The organism is Ruegeria sp. BG9 (assembly GCF_056538305.1).
Genome location: NZ_JBQFSY010000006.1, coordinates 219,737 through 245,432, shown reverse-complemented (window position 1 = coordinate 245,432; position 25,696 = coordinate 219,737). Strand labels below are relative to the sequence as shown.

The window sequence follows — 25,696 nt, the reverse complement described above, 5'->3', positions numbered from 1 at the left end:
TATGGAAAAGATCGTCATTCTGACCGGGGCCGGGATTTCCGCCGAAAGCGGCCTCAGCACCTTTCGCGATGAGGGCGGCCTATGGGCGCAACACCGGATCGAGGATGTGGCAACGCCCGAAGGTTTCGCCCGCGACCCCGCCTTGGTTCAGGGGTTCTACAACGCCCGCCGCGTGCAGGCCGCCAAGGTGGAACCCAACGCGGCGCATAAGGCGCTGGCCAAGCTGCAACGGGACTTTCCGGGGGACGTTGTGATCGTCACGCAGAATGTAGACGGGCTGCACGAGGCCGGCGGCGCGCAGGATGTGATCCACATGCACGGGAAACTATCCGGCGCGCTCTGTGCATCCTGTGGCCACCGCTGGACAGCACCGCCGGAGATGGAGGTGGGCGAGCCCTGCCCGGCCTGCAATGCCCCCACCGCTCGCCCTGACGTGGTCTGGTTTGGGGAAATGCCCTATCATACGGAGGAGATTTTCGATCACCTTGCCTCCGCCACGATCTTTGCTGCGATCGGCACATCAGGCCAAGTCTATCCGGCGGCGGCTTTTGTCCACGAAGCTGGAGCAGTTGGGGCGCGAACGATTGAGATCAATCTGGAGCCGACGGGCGGAGGCTTCGACGACCATCTTCTGGGCAAAGCGTCCGAAACTGTGCCAAAATGGGTTGATCGCTTACTAGAGAACCAAACCTAGAGCGAACAACATAGCGGGACTATCCCGCTATATTTCAAAAAGGTTTTTTCAAGAGGCCAAAAAATGACCGATAAAAACTCCCAAACCGGCGAGATATTGGACGGTGACAGCATGACAGAGCGAGACAGGCTGAGCGCGCAACTCTCAAGCCTGTGGTGGACGTTCCTGATACGTGGAGTGCTGGCGGGTGCGGTTGGTATCGCTGCGCTGTTCTGGCCCTCGAGCAGCATCGCGCTGTTGCTACGGCTGGTTGGGGCGCTGTTGATCATCGACGGCGGGTTGACCCTGCTCGGGGTTGGTCGTCGCGGGCTATTGGGCGGGGCGGCCATCGGCGCTGTTCTTATCGGCCTGGTCCTGCTTATTTGGCCGGAAGGCACCGTCAAGCTGGCCTTCTTCTTGCTGGGCGCTTGGGCATTGATCATTGGCATCGGCTCACTGGCCGCTTCACAACAAATGAATGAACGCGACCCTCAACGCGGCTCGATGCGTGTGTCAGGGATCGCAGCTTTGATCATCGGCCTGGTCCTGATGATATGGCCAGCCGTTGCATTGATCGCACTGGGATGGGCCATAGCCTTTTCAGCACTTGCGATTGCAGCCGTGATGTTCTGGCTCGCTACCCGCCTGCACAGCGCCAGCGACAGGGTCGGCATGAAAACCATCAATCGTTAGAACGCCAACATTAACCTAGGGACGCAAAAGGCCGGGCTACTTGCCCGGCCTTACGCATGGATGACGGCCGCAGCGCGGCCTGAAAACAGGCGTTCACCTAGTTCGAATGCGACCCGTGGTTATCATGGCCATGCTTGTCCTCGCGTTCCAGATCAACCGGAATCTCAACCACGACCTCACCTGCATTTTCAAAAACCAAGGTAACAGGCAGCATCTCGCCTTGTTCAAAAGGGTCCTTCAGACCCATGAACATCACATGGGCGCCCCCGCGCTTGAGTGCAAAGCTCTCACCCGCTGGAATCACAAAGCCTTCCTCGACATGAACCATCTTGGCCACGCCCGCATCGTCAATCATATGGGTGTGCAGCTCGACCCGGGCCGATACGTCCGAAGCCGCGCTGATCAGGCGATCATCGGTATCACTGGTGTTCTGTATCACCATAAAGGCCGCACCCGCCTTGGCCGCCTTACCAGACGACCTCGCATATGCGTCATCTACAACGATGATATCGGCGGCAAGGGCTGGAACGGTCAATACGCAACCGGCCAGTGTTGCGAACAGAGTGGATTTGAGGGACATCGCGCCTCTCCTATTTCATTTGGTCTGATTTGTATCGAAGGGAAATCAGACCGTTGCCGGAGGGGCCCGCGCCGGTTTCCGCGGCAACGGCAGCGCGATCAGGCTTTCATCGCGGCTGAGCGGCTGAACACCACCCATCAGCGGAGCATCCGGCACGACCGGAGGATACGGATGAACCGCTCCCAGCAGAGCCAAAGCATAGTCAGGACAATAGTGCGGAGGCGCTGTCGGCTGCCCGTCCGCATCCATATAGACGACAACGGGTCCTCTGCCCGTACACAGCACCATCTGGCCTACGGCGCGGTCAACTCCGCGCGAAACGGCCAATCCCTGCCCTGTCAGAACAACCAACAGGCACATCACAACAGGCAGGATTCGAGGCACGAAACGTTTCATTCGGCCTCGATATAGGCCGCTGAGCAAACAGGCTTCAAGCGCCAAACCGTCGCGCCCGAAATCGCTTCAGTATTCCAGGCCGCGCCGCTTTACGGTTCCCTTTGTGAGGCTGGTATGGGACCGGTTCACCCGGCGTTGCATCCGGGAACATGCGGAAATTGTCTTACTTGCCAGCTTACTCAGCAAAAGAAAGAAATAAAAACTCTTAAATGACATTGGACAACACTCGTTGTTGATAAACCAATAATGTCAAAAATAGGTCGGGCCGGTCTGTGAACAAGATCACTCAAGAGGATTTTGTTTCCTAAATCTTCACAGTTCCCACTAATCGTTTCCAAACAAAAAAGCCCCGAACCACTAAGGTTCAAGGCTTTGAAATTTTAGTAAGTGTAAGGACTTAGGCCGCGGCTTGTGCCTTGGCGATTTCCTTTTTCACTTTCAGAGCGTTTGCCGACAGCTCTTCGTCCTTGGCTTTCGCTAGGAACGCGTCCAGACCACCACGGTGGTCGACCGAGCGCAGGGCAGCTGCCGAGATGCGCAGCTTGACGCCGCGACCCAGGGTCTCGGACTGCAGGGTAACGTCGTTCAGGTTCGGCAGAAAACGACGACGAGTTCTGTTTTTGGCGTGGCTGACATTGTTGCCAGTCATCGGGCCTTTTCCGGTCAGTTCGCAACGGCGCGACATGGTTTCTTCCTTTGTTTCTGGAGGCCCGGCAAAACGCCTGCGGCCAAATCACAAGGGGCACAACCCGAAGTCGCGCCCGAAAACTGGTTGGATGCGTGTAGTGGGAATCGCTGGAAGGGTCAAGACACAGAGGACGGATTCTTTTCCGAAACCTCTTGCAACAGAACGGCCCGCAGGGCCGCACCTGCGGCGCGCGTATTTTGGAAAAGGTGAAAGCACCTTTAGACCAGACTCGCCAGCATTTTCTCGGCGGCTGCAGCAGGGCTGAGGCGACCTTGGGATACCTCGGCATCAAGCTGCGCCATCTGCGCCTTGGCCTGTGCTGTTTCGAGGCGAGCAAGCAGAGAATGCCGCACCTCTTGATCAAACCAATAGCGGGCTTGTGCGGCGCGGTTGGATTGCCAGTGTCCTGCCTCGCGCCGCCAATCGGTCAGGCTCTGGATTTCCGCCCATGCCGTGTCCAGTCCATGTTCCTCAACCGCTGAGACAGCCATGGCCTTCGGGAAACCTTCGGGGTCCTGAGGCCGCTTGCGCAACAGGCGCAGGGCACCGGCGTAGTCGGCACAGGTGCGGGTTGCGGTTGCCTTAAGGTCTCCGTCGGCCTTGTTGATCAGGATGATGTCGGCCATCTCCATGATACCGCGCTTCACGCCTTGCAACTCATCCCCGCCTGCCGGGGCCAGTAGCAGCAGGAACAGGTCCGACAACTCCGAAACCACGGTTTCGGACTGACCGACGCCCACGGTTTCGATCAGGACGACGTCGTAGTCCGCTGCCTCGCACAGGGCGATGGCCTCGCGGGTGCGGCGGGCTACGCCGCCAAGGTGGCTCTGGCTGGGAGATGGCCGGATAAAAGCGTTTTTCTCGCGGCTCAAACGCTCCATCCGGGTTTTGTCGCCCAGAATGGAGCCGCCCGAACGAGCCGAACTGGGGTCGACGGCAAGAACTGCAACGCGCAGCCCCTGCCCGATCAGCATCATACCAAAGCTTTCGATGAAGGTGGACTTGCCGACACCCGGCGTACCCGACAGGCCGATCCGAAGGGATTGCCGCCCGGAGTGCGCCAGATGGGCCAGCAACTCGGTCGCTTGCGCCCGGTGATCTTCGCGCTGGCTTTCAACCAAGGTAATCGCACGCGCCAAGGCCCGACGCTCGCCCTGCAATATCCTGTCGCCCAAGTCAGCTATGTCCATCCGTCCGGTCCCTTTAGAATCCGCCCTAGATGAATGTGCGACGCGTGGTTTGTCCAGAGGCCCTGCGGGATTAACTGCGCTGCTTCTGGACGTCGGGTCTCGCTTTGGCGATAAGGCCGCATGAGCCGTTTGCCGATAGATGACGCCCTTCCGGAACTCCTGGAGACCCTGAGAGCCCATGGCCGTGCCGTGCTGCAGGCCCCGCCGGGGGCGGGCAAGACGACGCGGGTGCCTCTGGCGATGCTAGAGGCCGGATTGTGCGCCGGTCGGATCGTGATGCTCGAACCCCGGCGGTTGGCCGCCCGCGCCGCAGCCGAACGGATGGCCGAGACGCTGGGCGAACGCGCCGGGCAAACGGTCGGCTACCGCGTCCGGGGCGATGCGAAAGTGTCGAAATCCACCCGGATCGAGGTGGTCACCGAAGGCATCCTGACCCGCATGCTGCAATCTGAGCCCGACCTGCCCGGCGTCGGCGCGGTTATTTTCGATGAGTTCCACGAACGCTCGCTGAACGCCGATCTGGGGCTAGCCCTGTGTCTTGAGGTGACCGGAGCCCTGCGGGACGACCTGATCCTGCTGGCCATGTCGGCGACGCTGGATGCAGACCCTTTGGGGAGGTTGATGGAGGCGCCGCTGGTGACCTCGGAAGGCCGCAGCTATCCGGTTGAAACGCGATGGTTGGAGAAACCACTGGGTGCGCAGGCCCGGAGGCTGGATGCGCTGATTGATCTCGTCGTGAAGGCCGAGCGGGACAGCCGCGCCACGGGCGGCGGTATCCTCGTGTTCCTTCCGGGCGAGGGTGAGATTCGCGGCGCAGAAAGCGCCCTGTCCGGGCGATTACCACAGGATTGTGTTGTGCGCTCTCTCTTTGGGGCCATGCCCTTTGCCGCCCAGCGCGCGGCGATCGCGCCGGTTGAGAGCGGACGGAAGGTGGTGCTGGCGACATCTATTGCCGAAACCTCGCTGACGATCCCCGATATACGCGTCGTAGTTGATATGGGACAGGCACGGCGGGCGCGGTTCGATCCCGGCTCGGGCATGTCGCGGCTGGTGACGGAACGGGTGACACGGGCTGAAGCGACCCAGCGCGCAGGCCGGGCGGGCCGGGTTTCAGACGGGCTGTGCTATCGGCTGTGGTCGAAGGGCGAAGAGGGCGCATTGGCCGCATACCCGCCTGCCGAGATCGAGGCCGCCGACCTGACCGGGCTTGCGCTGGAACTGGCGCTATGGGGGGCCGACGCCGGTGATCTGGCATTTCTGACAGCACCGCCCGAGGGCGCTTTGGCTGAGGCGCAGGCGCTGTTGACCCTACTGGGCGCGCTGGATGGCAAGGTGCGGATTACGGATCATGGGCGAGCGCTGGCTGCCCTGCCCCTACATCCCCGCTTGGGTCATATGCTGGTTACGGCGGGGGCGCAGGCAGCCCCTCTGGCCGCGCTGATGGCGGAACGTGATCCGCTGAATGGCGCTCCGGTTGACCTGTCCTTGCGGCTTGAGGCACTGCGCGACGCCCGTGCGTTTCAGCGCAATCGCGTCTGGCAGGTCAATATGGGCGTGTTGGACCGGGTCAAGACCGAGGCCAAACGGCTGCGGGCACAGGCCGGATCTGAGGCTGAAAACCTAAGCCCCGCGTCAATGGCGGCACTGGCCTACCCAGACCGCATTGGCCAAAGGCGCAAGGGCGAGGCACCGCGCTATGTGCTGTCCGGCGGCAAGGGCGTTGTTCTGGACAATGGCGATACGCTGGTTGGCGCGCCCTATTTGGTGGTTATAGATACGGACGGCAATCCGCGCGAGGCAAAGGCGCGCATGGCTGTACAAATCAGCGAAAGTGAAATTCGCGCCCTGTTTGCAGATCAGATCGGATGGGAGACCAGCTGCGTCTGGTCAAAACGCGACCGACGGGTCGTTGCACGACGGCAAGAACGCCTCGGCGCAATCACGCTAGAGGACCGGATCTGGAAAGACGTTCCCGAAGACGCGATCGCACGTGCCATGTTGGACGGCGCTCGCGATCTGGGGCTGCGGTTGGAGGGAGCAGCCGCCCGGCTGGCCGCACGGGTCGAACTGGTGCGTGCCGATGGGGTCGACCTGCCCGACTTCTCGGGCCAAGGGCTGATCGAAACAGTGGAAGATTGGCTGCTGCCGATGCTCTCGGGCGTGCGCAGTGCAGAGGACTGGAAGCGCTTTGACCTGCTGCCCGCGCTGCGGGCCCGTTTGGACTGGGCGCAGACGCAAGAGCTGGACCGTCGTGCTCCGGGATCCTTCGTCACCCCGCTGGGCCGCAAGGTTCCCATCGACTATGGCGGCGACGCGCCTGAAATCTCGGTGCGTCTGCAAGAGCTGTTCGGTATCACGCGCCATCCGGTGGTCGGAGGCACACCGCTGAAGATCACCCTGCTGTCTCCCGCGCAACGCCCGATCCAGATCACCCGCGACCTGCCGGGGTTCTGGGCTGGCTCTTACGCGGATGTCCGCAAGGACATGCGCGCGCAATACCCCAAACACCCTTGGCCCGAAGATCCAACGCAGGCCGATCCGACGTTGCGGGCCAAACGAAGGCTCGGCTGAGGCATCACCAAGCACCGAATTTTGCCGAATTCCCCCCAAATTGCGACAAAATTGCCGCCAAGCCCCTAAGAAAAGCCGTTTTTTCGAGGTTACGTTGCATTCATCAATTCCGAAGACTATCTGAACATACATTGAGGTAAGATGTTTTCCGAGCGGCAGAAGAATGAAAGCGCAGTTGCAGAGAATCTGGGATGAGGTCGGACGACCTATGATACAGCGACCCAAGCGCGTGCAGGTGGCCGCCCTCTGTACGCGTCAGACCAAATCAGGCCACGAGGTTCTTTTGGTGACCAGCCGCGATACCGGGCGCTGGATCATTCCCAAAGGCTGGCCGATCGACGGACTGGACGGTGCCGGAACTGCCCTACAAGAGGCCTGGGAAGAGGCCGGCGTTCGCGAGGCCAACGCCAAAAAAGAGCCGGTGGGTCACTTCACCTATGACAAGGTCCTCAAAGACGGCTCGGTCGAGGCGGTGTTGACCAGCGTCTACCATCTGCGCGTGACGAAACTGCTGGATGACTTCCCCGAAGCAGATCAGCGGCAGCGGAGCTGGGTGACGCCGAAGATTGCCGCTGAACGAGTTGATGAGCCCGAACTCAAGGCCCTGCTAAGGCATCTTTAAAGGTCAAGTGGCGTCATGGTTGCCCTCAGGTCGCTAAACCTGTAGGGACCGGCGTCAATCTTTTTGGACCTTATCACACCCATGTCGAACACGAACTCCAAACCGCGCTGGAAAGCGCTGGATAGCGACCTGCATCGCATCTCGCGGGTCGAGACAGCAAATGCGCATGTCGCCCGCCCCTTGCTGGCGCCGGGCATCGCTCTGGCCTTCATGGCACTGGCCGGGCTGACGGCGGCCGTTCTGTTCGGGCAGGCGGATGGTGGCGTGATCGTCGTCGCAGCGGCTGCGTTCGGGGCCTATATGGCAATCAATATCGGCGCCAATGACGTGGCCAACAACATGGGCCCAGCCGTGGGTGCAAATGCCCTGACCATGGGCGGCGCGATTGCTATTGCTGCCATTGCTGAAAGCGCAGGCGCGTTGCTGGCAGGCGGAGATGTGGTCTCAACCATCTCCAAGGGGATCATTGATCCGGCCTCAGTTCAGAACAGCAATGTGTTCATCTGGGCGATGATGGCGGCGCTGATCTCCTCGGCCATGTGGGTCAATCTTGCGACTTGGCTGGGCGCGCCTGTTTCGACCACCCATTCCGTCGTGGGCGGGGTCATGGGTGCTGGCGTCGCTGCGGCAGGGCTGAGCGCGGTCAGCTGGGGCACCATGGGGGCCATCGCGGCCAGCTGGGTGATCTCTCCGGTTCTGGGCGGCGTGATTGCAGCTGTGTTTCTGGCGCTGATCAAGGCCAAAATCCAGTATCAGGACGACAAGATTGCAGCCGCGCAGCGCTGGGTGCCCATCCTCGTGGGGCTGATGGCCGGTGCGTTCGCTACCTATCTGGCGGTGAAGGGACTAAAGAAAATCGTTGCGATTGATCTAAACACTGCCGTTCTGATCGGTTTGGCCGCCGGTCTGCTGGCATGGGCCGTGACGGTGCCTTGGGTGCGCCGTCGCTCGCAAGGGCTGGAGAACCGCACGCGGTCGCTGAAAACCCTGTTCGGGTTGCCTCTGGTGATTTCTGCGACCTTCCTCAGCTTTGCGCATGGAGCCAATGACGTGGCGAATGCGGTCGGCCCTCTGGCCGCTATCGTGCACGCAGCCGAGTTCGGAGATTTCGCCGCCAAAGTCACCATTCCCACATGGGTCATGGTTATCGGAGCCTTTGGGATTTCTTTCGGTCTGTTCCTTTTCGGGCCGAAACTGATCCGAATGGTGGGCAGTCAGATCACCAAGCTGAACCCGATGCGCGCTTTCTGCGTCGCGCTGTCTGCTGCCATCACCGTTATCCTGGCCAGTTGGTTGGGCCTGCCGGTGAGCTCGACCCATATCACTGTGGGTGCCGTTTTTGGCGTGGGCTTCTACCGCGAATGGCATTCCGACCGACGCTGGGCACACTCCAACCGCCAACGCCCTCCCGAGCAGCGACTGGCGCGGGAAGAGCATCAGCGACGCAAGCTGGTTCGCCGGTCGCATTTCATGACCATTGTGGCCGCTTGGGTTGTGACCGTTCCGGCAGCGGCTGTGTTGTCCGCGGTGATTTTCTGGATGCTGACCGCGTTTGGGTAAGCTGGGGTTTTGCGAGGCTCTGCCTCGCGCTCCGGGATATTTTTAGCCAGATGAAGAGCGGATCAGGGTCTGATCTGGGCCGGGTGCATGGATTCTGTGGGGGTTGCACGGATCAATTCGGCGACCCGGCTGTTGATTGGGGTTGGTCTGTTCAGGGACTGGCCAAGGCGGATGATTTCGCCTTGCAGGCTGTCGATTTCCGTACAGCGGCCGGCGCTCAGGTCATAAGCCATCGAGGTTCGCGCGCTGGGGTCGATGGTTAGCATTTTAGAGGCGATGCGCTTGAACAGAGGTGTCGGCAGGCGCAGGATATGCGGCGTCATCCACGCGGGTAGCGGTGTGGTCGAGGCGACCGGGTGACCGGCGGCTTTCAGAACCGCAAGCGCTTCGGCCATCTGATCGGCCATCAGGCGACGCCAATTGTGGTCCGTCAGTTGTTCGACCAGCGTAAGGCCAGATAGCGCATTCAGCGCGTTGTTGAGGTTGATGACGAGCTTGCCCCACTGAACGGCCTCTATCTCGCCGCTTTCGGCGATTGGAAGTCGGGTGCTGGTCAGATGTTCAGCCAAGGACCCCGGGCCCGCTTGTATGACGATATCCCCGGATGTGGCGCGGTGATAGGCGGCTGGGCGGGTTGGAACTACGTTAAAGGGGACCATCCCTGCGCGGACATCGTGGTTGGGCAATGCGGCGCGCAGGGTTCGCGCATTCTCCATCCCGTTTTGCCACGAAAGGACCGGAGCCGACTGCGAAGCATGCGCAGCGATCAGCGCCGCCATGTCTTCGGTCGCGCCGGATTTCACGGTGACGATGATCAGATCGGCTTTGGCCAGACAGGTGGGATCAATACTTAGCAAAAGCGATGTGGCCGGAACCATAAGGTTGAGACCCGAGAAATCGGTGACCGTCAGCCCCTGCTCTCGGATCGGGTCCAAGACTCGAGCGCGGCCAAGCAGAGTGACCGTATGCCCGGCATCAGCCAGCAAGGCACCGCAATAGCAACCGATACTACCCGCACCTGCAATGACGATCTTCATGGTGTTCCCTCCGTTGCCGGAAGGATCACCGGGTTGGCGTGTCGGGGCAAGCCCATAGCGGGGTAACGTGGCGTTCAGCGGGCCAGTCTGGGTTTGGTGCGCTCCAGTTCCGGCGAGATTGGAATGAACTCCTGATCATCGCCGGGGGGAAGGTGGAAAGCTCCGTTCGCCCAGTCCGCGTTCTTCCATTCGCGTGTTGCGTGTTCGATCTTTTCCTTCGACGAGGACACAAAATTCCACCAGATATATCTCTCTTCGTTGAGGGTCGCGCCGCCGAGCAACATAAGCCGCGCGCCCATCGGCCCGGCCGTGACCGAGAGCTTGTCGCCCGGACGGAAGACCATCATGCGACCGGCCTCAAACCTATCGCCCGCAATCTCGACCGAGCCTTCAGTGACATAGACGCCCCGATCCTCATGGTCGTCCGGCAGCGGGAACGAGGCACCAGGGTCCAGTTGGACATCCAGATAGAATGTCTCGGACAGCATAGTAACCGGGCTTGTCTCACCATAAGCCGAGCCGAGGATCAGGCGGGCGCTGACGCCTTTGTCCTGAATATGGGGCAGCGCGCCTTGTTTGTGATGTTCGAAATCCGGCGCCATGTCCTCATGCGCTTCGGGCAAGGCGATCCAGGTCTGGATCCCAAATAGCCTGTTTTCGCGGGCGCGTGTCTCAGCACTTGTGCGCTCAGAGTGGGTCACGCCGCGACCGGCGACCATCCAGTTGACCTCGCCGGGGTAGATCATTTGGTGCGTACCCAGACTGTCTCGATGTTCGAACTCGCCCTGATACAGATAGGTCACCGTCCCAAGCCCGATGTGAGGATGCGGGCGGACATCTATGCCGCCTTCGGTGATGAACTCGGCTGGACCCATCTGATCGAAGAAGATGAACGGCCCGACCAGTTGGCGTTCGACCGATGGCAGCGCCCGGCGCACTTCGAAACCACCCAGATCGCGGGCACGCGGAATGATCAACGTCTCAAGCGCCGGGTTTTCCGTGACGCAGTCGGGGGTGTGAGTCGGGTTCCAGCTCATGCCTGATCTCCTTTGGTCGGACGGGCTAACTTTCTAACGTTCCTGAATGCACTGTAGCGCAGAGTTCACGACATGTATCGCGCACCTGTGCACACATTTGGTGCGGCGTCTGGTTCGTTGAAACTCGGTGGGCCATGCACCCTCACATAGCCGTGAACATTAAATCGTCCACGCTTGGACCGCGCGCGCTCGGTTTTCCAAACAAGCGTGCTATATTTTGGAATAGGCGAACCCGGCCAGTCAGGTCGGGCTAGAATGTGGGCCACATGACAGGAGAGTTTCCATGACGCGCCTTCAGATAACCCGCCGGTCTCTTCTAGTTGCCGGCATTGGCACCCTCGCGACGGGTTTATCCGGGGGAGCGCATGCCAGCGGGCTCGCTGCGACCCCTTCGATGCGCGGTGGGTCCAACAACTATCGCCCCGGCGCGCCGATCGTCGACAGGATCGGTAGCGGAGGGTTCTGGATGACGGGCACCGTGAGACGCGCCGGAGACGGAGCGCCCCTGCCCGGTCAACGCATCCAGATTTGGGCGCACACGACCGAAGGGCACGAGCGCGATCCTCACAGTCACGGAGCGACCTTGACCGACGCCAATGGCGAGTTTCGACTGGAGATGCCGCAGATCGTGCCTGCCTTCGGGCAACCGCATGGGCATCTGGCCTATGACAGCGGTGAGTTTCAGACGGTGTTCTTGCGGCCTGTGATGTCCAGCGCGAAAGACAAAACGCTTGCCGCACATTTCGTGCTGCAACCTTCCTGAACCACGTGATCCGCAGCGCTCTGATTTGGCTGGGGATTGGGGCGGCGCTGCTTGTTCCGTTGATCGCGGCTGCAACCAGCCCTTATCTCGCTTGGCGTGACCCCATCTACATCCTGGCAGGGTTTGCCGGGGTCCTGAGCCTTGGGTTACTATTGTTGCAACCACTACTGGCGGCCAGAATTTTGCCAGGGCTTGCCCCGATGACCAGCCGTCGCGCGCATAGGTGGGTTGGGATTGCGTTGTTCGTGGCGATCATCATCCATGTTGGCGGCCTTTGGATTACCAGCCCTCCGGATGTGGTGGATGCGTTGCTCTTCGTCTCGGCGACCCCGTTTTCCGCGTGGGGAGTGATCGCCATGTGGGCGGCTTTTGTCGCGGCTTTTCTGGGTATCTACCGTCAACGCCTGACCTTGCGGTTTCGCGTCTGGCGGCTAACGCATACGACGCTGGCTTCTGTGACGATCATTGGAAGCGTTGTGCATGCCATGCTGATTGAGGGCACGATGGAGATCATGACCAAGACCGCCCTCTGCGTTTTGGTGCTATTGGCGAGCGGGCGGGCGCTCGCCAAACTGCGTGTTTGGGACGTGAGGAGGCGGGCTTAGACGCCCAGACACCACCGCATCACTGCTTTCTGGGCGTGAAGGCGGTTTTCTGCCTCATCAAAGATAACCGAGTTCGGGCCGTCCATCACCTCAGATGTCGCCTCTTCCTCGCGGTGGGCGGGCAGGCAATGCATGAACAGCGCGTCCAGCTTGGCATGGGACATCAGCTCCGAATTGACCTGATAGGGGCGCAGCATGTTGTGTCGACGCTCTTTCGCGGATTGGCTGTCATGCATCGAAACCCAGGTGTCGGCAACCACTAAATCCGCGCCCTCAACGGCCTTGTAGGGATCACGTTCAACGACGATTTGCGAGCCCTTCTGACGGGCAAACCCCATGAATTCTTCCTCGGGGTCGAATTGTGCCGGGCCGGTGAAGGTCAGGTCAAAACCAAACTGCCCTGCCGCGTGTAGGAACGAGGCGCATACATTGTTGCCGTCCCCGGTCCAGACCACTTTTTTGCCCGCTATCGGGCCGCGATGTTCTTCATAGGTCAGAATATCGGCCATGATCTGACAGGGATGGGTGCGATCGGTCAGGCCGTTGATCACTGGCACGTCCGAGTATTCTGCCATCTCGGTCAAAACGGTCTCGTCAAAGGTGCGGATCATGATCATGTCCACATAGCGCGACAGAACACGGGCCGTGTCCGCGATGGTTTCACCATGCCCCAATTGCATGTCCTTGCCGGACAGGACCATGGTCTGACCACCCATCTGACGTACACCCACATCAAAGGACACGCGCGTCCGGGTCGAGGGCTTTTCGAAGATCAGCGCAACCATATGGTCTTTGAGCGGCTGTTCATCATCCAGCGCGGCTTTTGGCCGTCCAAGGCGGGCCTGTTTCATCGCGCCCGCTTGATCAATCATGTTGCGCAGGTCGGCTGCGCCGGTTTTGTGGATATCAAGGAAATGGTTCATATCGTTTTGCTCTTGGCTATCAACGGTCGGGGGCGCTGCCCCCGAGGTATTTGTGAACAGAAGAAGGATCAGGCAGTGGCGAGGTTGGCTTCGATTTGCGTTGCAGCCTTGTCGAGGCGGATCATCGCCTGGGCGATATCGTCTTCGGTCAGGGTCAGTGGCGGCAGCAGGCGAATGACGTTGTCGGCAGCGGGAACCGTGATGACCTCGTTATCATAGCCCGCGTTGACGACGTCGATATTGGTTGCTTTGCACTTCAGGCCCAGCATTAGTCCGGCGCCGCGCACCTCTTCGAAAACCTCGGGGTGATCGGCGACTAGGCCTTCGAGTTTCTGGCGCAGTAAGCCAGCCTTACGGTTGACACCTTCGAGGAAGGCAGGCGTGGCAACTTGGTCGATCACGGCGCAGCCAACGGCGCAGCCCAGCGGGTTCCCCCCGTAGGTCGAGCCATGAGTGCCTGCGGTCATGCCGCTGGCGGCCTCTTCCGTGGCCAGCACCGCGCCCAGAGGGAAGCCTCCGCCGATGCCTTTGGCGACCATCATGATATCCGGCGTGATACCCGCCCATTCATAGGCGAACAGCTTACCAGTGCGGCCCACGCCACACTGGACCTCGTCAAGGATCAACAACAAGCCGTGTTCGTCGCATATCTGACGCAAGGCCTTGAGTTCGGCGTCGGGAACGGGGCGAATGCCGCCCTCGCCTTGCACCGGCTCGATCATGATTGCCGCTGTTTTTTCGGTAATCGCGTTGGTGACGCCATCGAGATCTCCGAACGTGAGATGCACGAAGCCGGGCAGCAAGGGGCCGAAGCCTTTGGTCATCTTCTCGGACCCGGCGGCGGCGATACCAGCCGAAGACCGGCCGTGGAACGAGCCATCGAAGGTGATGATCTCGACCTTCACGGGCTGGCCTTTGTCATAGAAATACTTGCGGGCCATTTTCACGGCCAGTTCGCATGACTCGGTGCCCGAGTTGGTGAAAAACACCGTGTCGGCAAAGGTATGCTCGACCAGCTTATCGGCCAGCGCCTGCTGCTGCGGAATGTGGTAGAGGTTCGAGACATGCCACAGCGCGTGTGCCTGCTCGGTCAGCGCGTTCACAAGCGCCGGATGCGCGTGACCCAGCGCGTTCACTGCAATACCTGCTCCGAGGTCCAGAAAACGTCGGCCATCCGACTCGGTCAGCCAGGCGCCTTCGCCCTTCACGAAAGTCAGGGGCGCACGATTATAGGTCGGCAGAACGGACGGGATCATCGGATCATCCTTTTAAGATAGCTTAAGCCCTGTGAGTGATACACCGGGGCCATGGTCGTCAACTGATTTGGTGGAGAATGCGCGGATTTGGACAGCGCAAATAGATCAAACGGGCCGGTTACGCGGTCAGGCGTCGGCGTCGGAGGCGCAGGATATGTGCGGTTTTGATCATGGCGGCTCGTATAGCGAGGTTCGATCTGTCTGGGAAGACCAATAATTGGAAAGCCCAGAATTTTCATAGTGAGATGAGAAGCCGCCATTTCACGCTTGCTATTTCAACTCCTGTGGCGCACCGCTTGGCCATGACGCCTACACCTCAGAATCCGCCCCTTGCGGCCCTGTTGATCTTTGCCGCCAGCGCCTTGCTGGCAGGGACAACATTGCTGGCCAAAGCGTTGGGGACAGACACGCTTGGCCCTGCGTTGCATCCGATGCAGATCAGCCACGGGCGGTTTCTGTTTGCTTTTGTGGTGATCGTGACCGCCACAGCTGTTCTGCGCCCGGCGCTGAGGCGCCCTCATTGGGGGCTGCATATCGGCCGTACAAGTTTCGGATGGCTGGGGATCACGCTAATGTTTGCATCCGTCGCTTATATCCCGATCGCGGACGCCACGGCGATTTCCTTCCTTAACCCGGTTTTTGCGATGGTTCTGGCCATCCCGCTGCTGAAAGAAGGTGTCGGCCCTTGGCGTTGGCTGGCCGCAGCGGTGGCTTTAACCGGGGCACTGATTCTCTTGCGCCCGACGCCTGCCAGTTTCCAACCGGCCGCCCTGTTGGCCCTGACGGCGGCCGTGGTGATCGGGATGGAGCTGATTTTCATCAAAAAACTCTCGGGCCGCGAGATTCCGATCCAGATTCTTTTGGTGAACAACGGATTGGGCCTGACCATCGCCTCGGTCGCGGTGATTGCCGTGTGGCAGGCGCCGACCCCTGCACAATGGGCAGCTTTGGCCGGAATCGGGGGGTTGATGGCCTGCGCGCAGGCCTGTTTCGTCAACGGAATGGCCCGCGCCGATGCCTCGTTCGTTGCGCCCATCAGCTATGCCACATTGATCTTCGCGGCGTTCTACGACTTTGCGATCTTTAGCGTGATCCCGGATCGGATCAGTATCATCGGCTCATCCATAATCCTGACAGGCGCGTTGATTCTGGTCTGGCGCGAAACCATTCACCGTCAGGCCTTGAGCCGGTAGCCCGTTCGTAACATCTGCCAGGTCACCGCACCGACGAACAGCGTCGCCCCGGTGCAAACTGCCATTCCCAGCCACGGAGAGCCGTCGGACACTCCGATCATCCCATAGCGCAGACCGTCAATCAGATAGAAAACCGGATTCAGATGGCTAAGTTTGTTCAGCATCGGAGGCAGCGCCTCGACCGAGTAGAAGGTACCCGACAGGAAGGCCAAGGGCGTGACGATGAAGTTGGTGATCGCCGCCATCTGGTCGAATTTATTAGCAAAAATCCCGGCAAACAGGCCCAGCGCGCCCATGAAGGCCCCGCCCAAGATGACGAAAATCAGGGTGATGAAAAGGTTCTGCGGCGCAATCGACAGAAACACCAGAAACGCGAGGGCCACGACACAAGCGATCAGAACGCCGCGCGCAATGCCGCCTGCCAAATAGCCAAGCAGGATCTCTAGCGGGGACAGCGGCGGCATAAGGGTATCCACGATGTTCCCCTGAACTTTCGAGATCACCATCGAGGACGAGGTATTGGCGAAAGCATTCTGGATCACCGTCATCATCATGATACCGGGCGCCAGAAAGATCAGAAACGGCACACCCATAACGTCAGGCCGGCTTGGACCGATGGCAATGGTGAAGATCAACAGGAACAATCCAGCCGTCACCAGCGGGGCCAGCAGGGTCTGGGTCCACACCGCCATAAAGCGCAGGGTTTCGCGTTTGGCCAGCGTGTAGAGGCCCATCCAATTGACCGCGCCAAACCGGCGCGCGTCCTGATCCATAAGATTCTGCATGAGTGCCTCTTAACTGATTCGAAGACCGCTTGTAACTCGGCCCGCAGTGATTAGAATAGGGCGCTGAGACGAATTCCCAAGGCGGCCCGAATCCGGGGCCGCTTTCCGCTTTTGAAAGGCAACCGATGTCCTGGACTGACGAGCGCGTAGAACTGCTGAAGAAAATGTGGGGCGAGGGCCAGTCGGCCAGCCAGATCGCCAAGGAGCTGGGCGGCGTGACCCGCAACGCGGTGATCGGCAAGGTCCACCGTCTGGGCCTGTCCAACCGCGCAACCGGTGCAACGCCCGCCAAGGCCGAGCCCAAGGAAAAACCGGCACCCGCGCCCAAGGCCGAGGCGAAACCAAAGCCCGCCCCCAAGACCGAACCCGCGCGTCCCGCCCCTGCCCCGGCAGCCGAGGCGAAACCTGCGGTTCCCGCCCGCCGCCAGATTATCCCCGCGGGTCAACCTCTGCCGCCGCAGCCTTCGGCGAATGAGATCAGCCCCGAGGCGCTGGCCAAGGTCAACGAGGTTGAGAAGAAAGCCAAGAAGCTGACGCTGATGGAGCTGACCGAAAAGACCTGCAAATGGCCCGTAGGCGACCCCGCAACCGAGGATTTTTGGTTCTGCGGCCTGCCGGTTGAAGCAGGCAAGCCCTATTGCGAGGCGCATGTGGGCGTGGCCTTCCAACCTATGAGCTCGCGCCGCGACCGCCGTCGGTGATTGGGAACGCCAGAACCATATTTCTATTCTGGAATGAGGGAAGGGCGCGCGGTTTCTCCGAGCCTCTTTTCGGAAGTGTTGCGAAGCCAAAACAACGCTAGGCGTAACGGGCGCTTACGAGAAAAACACCCTCGCAGCTCTTTGCGAGGGTGTTTTAGACCGGGACGTCGGATGTGCGGACGAAGTTGCTGTTCGTTGCGGCGGTGCAAATGGTTGCGTCGATTTAACAGGCCCAGCCTGCAGAGGTCGGCTGATCGCAGCTAGAATTACACAGCTATTGTAGGCATGCATCAGTGTTCTATGAGTCTTTGATCTCTCATCTTCTTCATTCGCAAACTACATTCATTGTCAGTCCTCGTGTTCTTGTAAGTGGCGAAAATGTACCCTCCCGCCAACCGGGTCGAACCTGACACCTCTAAGAAATAACCTTCGCTGACTTGCTCAAAAAACTCGAAACTTGTGGCGGAAAAGCTTCCGGTTACCAAAAAGCCCGTTATGTTTTTAACGCCGAAGCTCACACCCCGTGATTTACCGGAAAGCCTACCGTTTCGCGTTTGCTCAAAATAGTAGATATAACGACCAGACCCAAAACTACATCGAAGGGTCGCATACCATTTCCCGGATAAATTGGGCACCTGGGGCTTGTAGCCGTTCGAAGTAGAGAATTGAGAAATTATTACGTCATCTAAAAACGGCGTTGACTGTGTTCTTTCAACTTCCGCCACAAGATGGCCGTACCCGATTTCACAAAATGCGCAGATCGAAAAGACGAAACCCAAGACCGATCCTGCAAACACCTTGCTTGCTCCATAACTTTTGTCTGTCTACCTTCGTACCATATTTGTAGCGTAGGGTAACGACAGCTTCTCTATTCCCTGCCATCCGCGTCCAACCTAAACGACGAAGTGATGTTTATCGTCAAAACGGTCGGAAAGTCTTGTGCTACAAACCTTGGGCAAACCAAGGTTAGTCTCATCATGTCTACTTTCCGAGTCGAACACCGAACCTTCGTGCATTGTGGCATTAGCTAGAAAGGGTTCGAACCTGACATTGAAGTGTCAGTGATCTTGGAGCCGCGGGCACATGATCGGCATTTTACTGCGCCGGATGGGATGGTAGGTCTGGTTCAGGTTGCCACCCAGGCACATCCTCGGGCGCGACCGAGGCGTGGAGGTGTTCGGACTGGTCCTTGCCCACTATCCGTCTTTTGCGCAGAAGAAAAATCTTGCCCCACCCGCGCCACGTTCCAACCGACGCCCCCTGAGCATTGGTCGGAAAACGAGCGCGCCATCCCTCCGGCAGCGGCAGCCCATGCCGCTCGGCCTTGTCCAGCATCCAGATGAGAGAGATGTTGCTGAGGGCGCGTGCTTCTTCATAGCCGTTCAACTGACCACCCACATCGCCATGGGTGCCCCGGAACCAGACCTGTTCAACATGGCCTTTGAACTCTGGTGTGCATCTCCACAGGACAGGTTCATAGACCTCGCGGGTCTCATTCAGGGCCATCGCGTGATATCCGTGGCGGATCGCGCGGCCCAGTTGATGATTGTGGAAGGCGTGCTTTTCCTCGGCCCAGCGCCACAGCAGCGGCAGGCGCAGACCCAGCGCTTTGACCGTGTCCCATACTCCGACCATCTCGATCGCCACATCCTCATGGCAAAATTTGCGGCGGAAATCGCGGGCGGCTGTGCCGCTGGGATTGCATTCATAGTGGCGGTAGGCCTGCTTGATGTTCCGCTCGGTCGCGTGTTCCGCCTTCAGCAGGCCGATCATGTCGATCACACCCGCAAGGCTACGAACACCGTAGGCCCCACGCGAATACCCTATAAAGTAAATCCGGTCTCCGGGTTTGTAGCGCGAGGCCAGATAGCCATAGGCCCGACGGATCTGCCGATTGATCCCCCGCCCCATCATCACATCGAGCGAAGACTTCCAGCTTTCCCACTGCACTCCAGCCTCATAAAATACTGAAACCTGAGGCCCCATTTCCTGACACAGGCGAAACGTCTGCCCGGCATGGGTTTCGAGGCCGGGTTCCAGCGTCGACATTGTTCCGTCCAGAATGACAACATGGCTGATCGGCTCACGGTGCAGCGCTTCGGCGGAATGCACAGAGCGTAAGGGCCGCCCGAGCCATCCAAGAACCTTTCTGCTTAACCGTGACAGAATCATATCTCAGCCACTCCTGTACTCTTCGAGGGAGCGCGCGCGCCTCAGCATTGCGCCTCCCTGACCTTCAAGGGGCATCTGCAGCTGAGGCCTATGCGCCCATATCACGCCTCGGTTCAACCGCCGACCCATTACTTGCCCACGCGCCGGTAGAGGCGAGGTACACTCAAGGATGGGTATCATCCGCATGCCGGACAAGAGATCCAACGAAACCGTGAGACGTTGAAGCATAGCTGCAAGCCTAAGCGGGCAATTGGGCATCATCATGACTAAGGCGTGCGGCATGCGTGACCTCATCGTTACAGCCACCATATGTCTGAATATATTACGAAAGCTCAAACGCATTGCAAAATTCCCGAAACCGTCTGACGACAGATCACGAAACGAGCAGTGAAGCCGCATCTTATCGGGTCGCCCCATCTCGTGACAGCACGTTGCAAGTGTAGCTGAACGACCCAGTGCCTGTATGTGGCGTCGTTCACTATCCCGGCGGGCCGAATGCCTTGTGGATTTGAGCGCAAAGCCTTCCCCTTTTGCCATCCTTTCGCTATTGCACGCACTAACCAAGATTGATGACGCAGGACGCACCCCATGGCGATGGAAAAGACATTCAACGCGGCCGAGGCCGAGGCCCGCATCTACGAGGCCTGGGAACAGGCCGGAGCCTTCAAGGCAGGCGCGAATAAGTCGCGTGACGAGAGCTTTACCATTATGATCCCGCCGCCCAACGTGACAGGTGCTTTGCACGTGGGCCACGCGTTCAACAACACGCTGCAGGACATCCTGATCCGCTGGCACCGGATGCGTGGCTTCGACACCCTATGGCAGCCCGGTCAAGACCACGCAGGCATCGCCACGCAGATGCAGGTCGAAAAGATGCTAGCCGCCACGCAGCAGCCGGGTCGGCGCGAGCTGGGCCGCGAAAAGTTCCTTGAGAAAGTCTGGGAATGGAAGGGCGAATACGGCGGCACGATCATCGAGCAGCTGAAGCGTCTCGGCTCCTCCTGCGACTGGTCGCGCAACGCCTTTACAATGGCCGGAGCGGCAGGTGATCCGCGCACAGGGCATGAGAACTCGGCCAATTTCCACGATGCCGTGATCAAGGTTTTCGTCGACATGTACGAAAAGGGCCTGATCTATCGCGGTAAGCGTCTGGTCAACTGGGACCCGCATTTCGAAACTGCGATCTCGGACCTCGAAGTCGAGAATATCGAAGTCGCGGGCCACATGTGGCACTTCAAATACCCGCTGGCCGGGGGCGAGACCTACACCTATGTCGAGAAAGACGAGGACGGGAATATCGTGCTTGAGGAAGAGCGCGACTATATCTCGATCGCCACGACCCGACCTGAGACCATGCTGGGCGACGGCGCGGTCGCGGTTCATCCCTCGGATGAGCGGTATGCGCCCATCGTGGGCAAGCTCTGCGAAATCCCGGTTGGTCCGAAAGAGCATCGCCGTCAGATTCCGATAATCACCGATGAGTATCCGGACCCCGATTTCGGCTCGGGCGCGGTGAAAATCACCGGCGCGCATGACTTCAACGACAACATGGTTGCCAAGCGCGGCGGCATTCCGATGTACCGCCTGATGGACACCAAAGGCGCGATGCGGGCCGATGGTGCGCCTTACGCGGAAGAAGCGGACAAGGCGCAGGAATACGCGCGTGGTAAGGATTTCACCGAGAACGAGATCGACGCGATCAACCTGATCCCTGACCACCTGCGCGGCCTAGATCGGTTCGAGGCGCGCGCGAAGGTCGTTGAGGAGATCACCGCCGACGGTCTAGCCGTGATGACCCGCGCGGACGATCCGCGTCTGGGTTCAACCGCTCTGAAGCCCGATCATGAGGGCGCGGACAAGCTGGTCCCGCTGGTCGAGAGCAAACCGATCATGCAGCCGTTTGGCGACCGCTCCAAAGTGGTCATCGAGCCGATGTTCACCGACCAGTGGTTTGTCGACGCTGCAAAAGTTGTCGGCCCCGCGCTGGATGCGGTAAAGGACGGCACGGTCAAAATCATTCCCGAGTCGGGCGAGAAAACCTATTACCACTGGTTGGAAAACATCGAGCCCTGGTGCATTTCGCGCCAGCTGTGGTGGGGGCATCAGATTCCGGTTTGGTATGGCCTCGATCTCTCGGCTGAGAACTTCAATGACGATGAAAACGACGGTGACCTTGATCTGGTCGAATTGGGCCGTTTGCTGAACGAAGGTGGCATGCTGCATCGTGGCAATGTCATGGAATGCGCTGCGAGCCTTGAAGCTGTCACCGAGAAATTCCTCGATGACAACGCAAACATCCCCAGCCCGCTGAGCCATGCGACGGTTGTCGAAGTCGCCGACAAGCAGGAAGCGATCCATCAGTTCGCTGAAAGCCTTGCTCAATACGCGGTCGATCAAGACCCGACCAAGCTGGTCTACCCGGTTTGGCGCGATCCGGACGTACTCGACACTTGGTTTTCCTCCGGCCTTTGGCCCATCGGCACGCTGGGCTGGCCTGAACAGACCGAAGAACTGGAGCGCTACTTCCCGACGGACGTTCTGGTTACCGGTTTCGACATTCTGTTCTTCTGGGTCGCCCGGATGATGATGATGCAACTGGCCGTGGTCGATCAAATCCCGTTCCACACCGTCTACCTGCACCAGCTCGTCCGTGACGAGAAGGGCAAGAAGATGTCCAAGACCACCGGCAACGTGATCGACCCACTGGAGATCGTGGACGAATTCGGTGCGGATGCGCTGCGCTTTACCAACGCATCGATGGCGGCGATTGGCGGTGTGCTGAAACTGTCCCGCGAGCGCATCACCGGTTACCGGAACTTCGGCACAAAACTGTGGAACGCCGTCCGCTTTGCCGAGATGAACGAGGTCTTCACCGACGCCGTCCCACAACTGGACGTGGCCGACCTGAAGCCCAAGGCGGCCGTGAACCGCTGGATCATCGGTGAAACTGCCCGCGTGCGGGAAGAGGTCGACGCTGCGCTAGAAAGCTATCGTTTCAGCGATGCCGCGAATGGGCTTTATGCCTTTGTCTGGGGCAAAGTCTGCGATTGGTATGTGGAGCTGTCAAAACCACTGCTGCAAGGCGACGACACCAAGGCACAGGCCGAGACCCGCGCCACCATGCGCTGGGTTTTGGATCAGTGCATGGTTCTGCTGCACCCGATCATGCCCTTCATCACCGAAGAGCTTTGGGCGCTGACTGGCACGCGGCCCAAGATGGTTGTCCACGCCGACTGGCCGACCTACGCCGCTGCCGACCTGATCGACGCCGACGCGGATCGCGAAATGAACTGGGTGATCTCGGTGATCGAAAACACCCGCTCCGCCCGTGCGCAAATGCGGGTTCCTGCTGGCCTCTATGTGCCGATGCTAGTGACCGAGATTGACGATCACGGCCAAGCCGCATGGGACCGTAATGAAGCGTTGATAAAGCGCCTGGCGCGGATTGACAATCTGACCAAGGCCGACGAGCTGCCCAAAGGCACCATCTCGATTGCCGCCCCGGGCGCGAGCTTCGGCCTGCCGCTGGCCGACATCATCGACATCGGCGCCGAGAAGGAACGGTTAGAAAAAGCCAAAGGCAAACTGGCCAAGGAACTCGGCGGTCTGCGGGGGCGTCTGAACAACCCCAAATTCGTGGCCTCGGCCCCGGAGGAGGTGGTTGAGGAAGCCAAAGCAAACCTCGCTGCGCGCGAAGAAGAAGAGGCCAAGCTGAACGAAGCTCTCGCTCGTCTGGCCGAACTCGCCTGATCTCCTTTTCGTTCCAAATAGGGAAATCCCGACCTCATCACCCGAGCCGGTGGTGAGGTTTTTCTTTGTCCTCAGAGCTTTCCCCTTGTTCGCGCCAGCCTGCGCTTGTTAGCACTTCGGAACAACAACCCTCCGAGGCCCCTATGGCACGACCTTTCCCTCCGATGCAGACCGTCTCAACCGGACTGGTAGTCGCCATTGTCGGGTTCTTCAGCTCATTTCCCATCGTGCTGCAAGGGCTGGCTGCAATGGGCGCATCAGCCGCCCAAGCAGCCTCGGGACTGATGAGTGCTGCAATTGCCATGGGGCTGGCCGCGATTGTTCTCAGCCTGCGCTACCAGCAACCAATCAGCGTGGCCTGGTCCACCCCCGGAGCGGCGCTGCTGGCGGTTTCAGCCACCCCTGTCGCAGGCTTTTCAGGCGCAATCGGAGCCTTCCTCTGCGCAGGAGCATTAACGATTCTGGCCGGACTTTGGAAACCCTTGGGGCGTCTGGCCGCTGCGATCCCGACCACTCTGGCACAGGCGATGTTGGGCGGTGTTCTGTTGCCCCTTTGCATTGTCCCGTTCAAAGCAGCTGTTGAGCTACCTTGGCAGGCACTGCCCGTGATCCTGACATGGTTCATCGCCGGACGCCTCAACCGGCTGTTTGCCGTTCCCGCAGCCGTCGTAGCCGCAGCTCTCGTGGTAGTGTTCAGCGCCGATGGTGCTTCCGTCCGGCCCGAGGCTTATCTTGCCGCGCCCGTCTTGACGATGCCCTCATTCTCGCTTGCGTCAGCCATCGGCATCGGCCTGCCACTATTCGTCGTCACCATGGCAACCCAAAACATCCCCGGCATCGCCGTGATGCGCAGCTTTGGCTACACACCCGCACCTGGCACGCTGTTCTCCTCCGTCGGCGGGGCAAGCATTTTGTCGGCCCCATTTGGAGCCCCCGCCACCTGTCTGGCGGCCATCACCGCCGCGATGTGTTCAAACGAAGACAGCCACCCGGACCGTAGTTTGCGCTATTGGTCAGCAATCATGGCAGGCGTGTTCTACTGCGTCTTCGGTATCTTCGCCGTGGCAATCACCGGATTTGCCGCCCATGCCGACCCGCTGCTGATGGGCACGCTGACCGGCGTAGCCCTGATCGGAGTGATGGCCAACGCCACCTTCGCAGCACTCGAAATACCCGCCGAGCGCGAAGCCGCAATCCTGACCTTCGCTATCACGGCTTCAGGGATCACGGTGTTCGGTCTGGGCGCTGCGGTCTGGGGCTTGATGGCTGGGGGCGTCGCCTACATCTTGACCACCAAACTGCGATGATCCCTTTCTCCCCACGCCTGAAAAAGTTATCCTGCGCCCATGTTCGGATCACTTGGAAAACTGGTGGAACGCCAGATAAAGAAGGCTCAGGCCGAGGGTCAATTACAGGGTCTTGAGGGCGAAGGTGCGCCTCTGCCTGATCGCTCTGGCGAAGCGCAAAGCGATCCCGCCATTGCGGCCGGTCATCGGATCATGGCGCAGGCCGGGGTACTGCCCGAGGAGTTCGACATCAAAAAACAGTTGGACGAGGCCCGAAAGGAATATGCCGGACTGACCGATCCCGAGGCCCGCAAAGCCACGATGTCTAAGATCGCCGATCTGGAAATGCGCTACTACATGGCCCGAGACGCGCGGCGTGCCTTCATGCGGTGATCACTTGAACTCGGGCTTTCGGCCCTGCATCTGTGCCATCACAACCTCCATCTGGTCAGGCTTTCCAATCAGATCCACCTGTTCCGAGGACTCGGCCAGCAACACATCGGCGCGCGGATTGGTTTCGGCAAAGTCTATGAGGCGCTTAGCGGCGCGGATGGCTGAGGGGCTTTGCGAGGCGATGTTTTCAGCCAATGCAAGTGCTTCGGTCTGTGGATCATCGGACAGCTTGGTGACCAGGCCCCACTCGGCCGCCTGTGCAGCCCCAATGGGACGCGCGGTATAGGTCAGCAGCCGCAAAACATCCGAGCGGACCAATTTCGGAAGCAAAACCATGCCCCCCATATCGGGAATGATACCCCATTTCATCTCCATCACCGCTAGCTTCGCCTCGGGGTGAGCGATGCGGATATCCGCGCCCAGGGCGATCTGCAGGCCGCCCCCATAGGCCGCGCCTTGGATCGCGCAGATGACAGGAACGGGGATGCGCCGCCAGATCAGCGCCAGTTCCTGCATCTCATTGGCGTCTTCATGGCTGCGGGTCATCAGCCATTCGGTCGGGTCCATATGGGCCATTTTCGCGAAACTCGCCATGTCGAGACCGGCGCAGAAGCTTTTGCCTTCACCCGACAGGACAACAGCGCGGGCGTCCGAGGCGGCAACCTCTTGCCCGGCGGCCAGCAGCGCCTTGATCATCGCCTCGTCCAGAGCATTCATCTTGTCACCGCGCGTCAGCGTGACATGAGCGATGTGATCCTTGTACTCGACAGATACGCGCGCCATTCCGGACCTCCTTGTTTTGCAGTCTTGATAAGACTGCCC

Annotated in this window: 23 protein-coding genes; 12 read left to right on the top strand and 11 right to left on the bottom strand. The window is 59.8% G+C overall.

Going from position 1 to position 25,696, the window contains the following annotated elements:
- Position 1: 1 nt before the first annotated feature.
- Positions 2 to 694 (top strand): NAD-dependent deacylase, encoded by a 693-nt coding sequence (locus ACR0I8_RS12450; RefSeq protein WP_170691326.1) that lies wholly within the window; start codon positions 2 to 4, stop codon positions 692 to 694.
- Positions 695 to 757: 63 nt separating this feature from the next.
- Positions 758 to 1,366 (top strand): DUF308 domain-containing protein, encoded by a 609-nt coding sequence (locus tag ACR0I8_RS12445; protein WP_170691217.1) that lies wholly within the window; start codon positions 758 to 760, stop codon positions 1,364 to 1,366.
- 97 nt (positions 1,367 to 1,463) lie between these two features.
- On the opposite strand, the gene ACR0I8_RS12440 is transcribed toward ACR0I8_RS12445, so the two are convergent.
- The 4 genes from ACR0I8_RS12440 to meaB form a co-directional block, all read right to left on the bottom strand.
- Entirely contained in the window at positions 1,464 to 1,946 is a 483-nt protein-coding gene (locus ACR0I8_RS12440; protein WP_170691215.1) for a copper chaperone PCu(A)C, read from the bottom strand.
- A gap of 45 nt (positions 1,947 to 1,991) precedes the next feature.
- Positions 1,992 to 2,342 (bottom strand): glycosyltransferase family protein, encoded by a 351-nt coding sequence (locus tag ACR0I8_RS12435; RefSeq protein WP_170691213.1) that lies wholly within the window; start codon positions 2,340 to 2,342, stop codon positions 1,992 to 1,994.
- A gap of 397 nt (positions 2,343 to 2,739) precedes the next feature.
- A complete protein-coding gene (rpmB, locus tag ACR0I8_RS12430; protein WP_085794823.1) occupies positions 2,740 to 3,027 on the bottom strand; it encodes a 50S ribosomal protein L28 in 288 nt (95 codons plus the stop codon).
- Positions 3,028 to 3,248: 221 nt separating this feature from the next.
- Positions 3,249 to 4,220, bottom strand: coding sequence for a methylmalonyl Co-A mutase-associated GTPase MeaB (meaB, locus tag ACR0I8_RS12425; protein ID WP_170691212.1), 972 nt, complete (start codon positions 4,218 to 4,220; stop codon positions 3,249 to 3,251).
- A gap of 120 nt (positions 4,221 to 4,340) precedes the next feature.
- Here meaB and hrpB point away from each other — a divergent pair, with 120 nt between their 5' ends.
- From hrpB to ACR0I8_RS12410, 3 genes are all read left to right on the top strand, one after another.
- Complete coding sequence (hrpB, locus tag ACR0I8_RS12420; protein ID WP_170691210.1) at positions 4,341 to 6,791, top strand: ATP-dependent helicase HrpB; 2,451 nt, start codon at positions 4,341 to 4,343, stop codon at positions 6,789 to 6,791.
- Between the two features lie 163 nt (positions 6,792 to 6,954).
- Entirely contained in the window at positions 6,955 to 7,413 is a 459-nt protein-coding gene (locus ACR0I8_RS12415) for an NUDIX hydrolase (RefSeq protein ID WP_170691209.1), read from the top strand.
- Between the two features lie 81 nt (positions 7,414 to 7,494).
- On the top strand, positions 7,495 to 8,973 hold the full coding sequence (locus tag ACR0I8_RS12410; RefSeq protein ID WP_170691207.1) for an inorganic phosphate transporter: 1,479 nt from the start codon (positions 7,495 to 7,497) through the stop codon (positions 8,971 to 8,973).
- 62 nt (positions 8,974 to 9,035) lie between these two features.
- Here the strand turns inward: ACR0I8_RS12410 and ACR0I8_RS12405 are convergent, their stop codons facing one another.
- Both ACR0I8_RS12405 and ACR0I8_RS12400 read right to left on the bottom strand, forming a co-directional pair.
- Positions 9,036 to 10,010, bottom strand: coding sequence for a 2-dehydropantoate 2-reductase (locus tag ACR0I8_RS12405; RefSeq protein ID WP_170691206.1), 975 nt, complete (start codon positions 10,008 to 10,010; stop codon positions 9,036 to 9,038).
- A 74-nt stretch (positions 10,011 to 10,084) separates the two neighbouring features.
- Positions 10,085 to 11,047, bottom strand: a complete 963-nt coding sequence (locus ACR0I8_RS12400) for a pirin family protein (protein WP_170691205.1) — start codon at positions 11,045 to 11,047, stop codon at positions 10,085 to 10,087.
- A 283-nt stretch (positions 11,048 to 11,330) separates the two neighbouring features.
- On the opposite strand from ACR0I8_RS12400, the gene ACR0I8_RS12395 reads away from it, so the two are divergent.
- Both ACR0I8_RS12395 and ACR0I8_RS12390 read left to right on the top strand, forming a co-directional pair.
- Entirely contained in the window at positions 11,331 to 11,810 is a 480-nt protein-coding gene (locus tag ACR0I8_RS12395; RefSeq protein WP_170691202.1) for a peptidase associated/transthyretin-like domain-containing protein, read from the top strand.
- A gap of 8 nt (positions 11,811 to 11,818) precedes the next feature.
- On the top strand, positions 11,819 to 12,415 hold the full coding sequence (locus ACR0I8_RS12390) for a ferric reductase-like transmembrane domain-containing protein (RefSeq protein WP_480525487.1): 597 nt from the start codon (positions 11,819 to 11,821) through the stop codon (positions 12,413 to 12,415).
- Here ACR0I8_RS12390 and argF read toward each other — a convergent pair.
- Complete coding sequence (argF, locus tag ACR0I8_RS12385) at positions 12,412 to 13,338, bottom strand: ornithine carbamoyltransferase (RefSeq protein WP_170377931.1); 927 nt, start codon at positions 13,336 to 13,338, stop codon at positions 12,412 to 12,414. The genes ACR0I8_RS12390 and argF overlap by 4 nt on opposite strands.
- Positions 13,339 to 13,406: 68 nt before the next feature.
- The gene (locus ACR0I8_RS12380) at positions 13,407 to 14,594 is read right to left on the bottom strand and encodes an aspartate aminotransferase family protein (RefSeq protein ID WP_170691200.1); all 1,188 of its coding nucleotides are present in this window, start codon (positions 14,592 to 14,594) and stop codon (positions 13,407 to 13,409) included.
- A gap of 302 nt (positions 14,595 to 14,896) precedes the next feature.
- Here ACR0I8_RS12380 and ACR0I8_RS12375 point away from each other — a divergent pair, with 302 nt between their 5' ends.
- Positions 14,897 to 15,787, top strand: coding sequence for a DMT family transporter (locus tag ACR0I8_RS12375; RefSeq protein ID WP_170677099.1), 891 nt, complete (start codon positions 14,897 to 14,899; stop codon positions 15,785 to 15,787).
- Here ACR0I8_RS12375 and ACR0I8_RS12370 read toward each other — a convergent pair.
- A complete protein-coding gene (locus tag ACR0I8_RS12370; protein ID WP_170471887.1) occupies positions 15,769 to 16,572 on the bottom strand; it encodes an ABC transporter permease in 804 nt (267 codons plus the stop codon). The genes ACR0I8_RS12375 and ACR0I8_RS12370 overlap by 19 nt on opposite strands.
- A 125-nt stretch (positions 16,573 to 16,697) precedes the next feature.
- On the opposite strand from ACR0I8_RS12370, the gene ACR0I8_RS12365 reads away from it, so the two are divergent.
- Positions 16,698 to 17,273 (top strand): GcrA family cell cycle regulator, encoded by a 576-nt coding sequence (locus ACR0I8_RS12365; protein ID WP_170377923.1) that lies wholly within the window; start codon positions 16,698 to 16,700, stop codon positions 17,271 to 17,273.
- 1,095 nt (positions 17,274 to 18,368) lie between these two features.
- Here the strand turns inward: ACR0I8_RS12365 and ACR0I8_RS12360 are convergent.
- The gene (locus tag ACR0I8_RS12360) at positions 18,369 to 19,445 is read right to left on the bottom strand and encodes a T6SS phospholipase effector Tle1-like catalytic domain-containing protein (protein ID WP_170691198.1); all 1,077 of its coding nucleotides are present in this window, start codon (positions 19,443 to 19,445) and stop codon (positions 18,369 to 18,371) included.
- Between the two features lie 588 nt (positions 19,446 to 20,033).
- On the opposite strand from ACR0I8_RS12360, the gene ACR0I8_RS12355 reads away from it, so the two are divergent.
- The 3 genes from ACR0I8_RS12355 to ACR0I8_RS12345 all read left to right on the top strand — a co-directional run bounded on the left by ACR0I8_RS12355 (position 20,034) and on the right by ACR0I8_RS12345 (position 24,874).
- Entirely contained in the window at positions 20,034 to 23,195 is a 3,162-nt protein-coding gene (locus tag ACR0I8_RS12355; RefSeq protein WP_170691197.1) for a valine--tRNA ligase, read from the top strand.
- Between the two features lie 143 nt (positions 23,196 to 23,338).
- Positions 23,339 to 24,502 carry a benzoate/H(+) symporter BenE family transporter gene (locus tag ACR0I8_RS12350; protein ID WP_480703215.1) on the top strand — a complete coding sequence of 388 codons (1,164 nt, stop codon included), beginning with the start codon at positions 23,339 to 23,341 and terminating at the stop codon, positions 24,500 to 24,502.
- 39 nt (positions 24,503 to 24,541) lie between these two features.
- Entirely contained in the window at positions 24,542 to 24,874 is a 333-nt protein-coding gene (locus ACR0I8_RS12345; protein WP_170691190.1) for a DnaJ family domain-containing protein, read from the top strand.
- On the opposite strand, the gene ACR0I8_RS12340 is transcribed toward ACR0I8_RS12345, so the two are convergent.
- Positions 24,875 to 25,657, bottom strand: a complete 783-nt coding sequence (locus ACR0I8_RS12340; RefSeq protein ID WP_170377914.1) for a crotonase/enoyl-CoA hydratase family protein — start codon at positions 25,655 to 25,657, stop codon at positions 24,875 to 24,877.
- Positions 25,658 to 25,696: the final 39 nt, after the last annotated feature.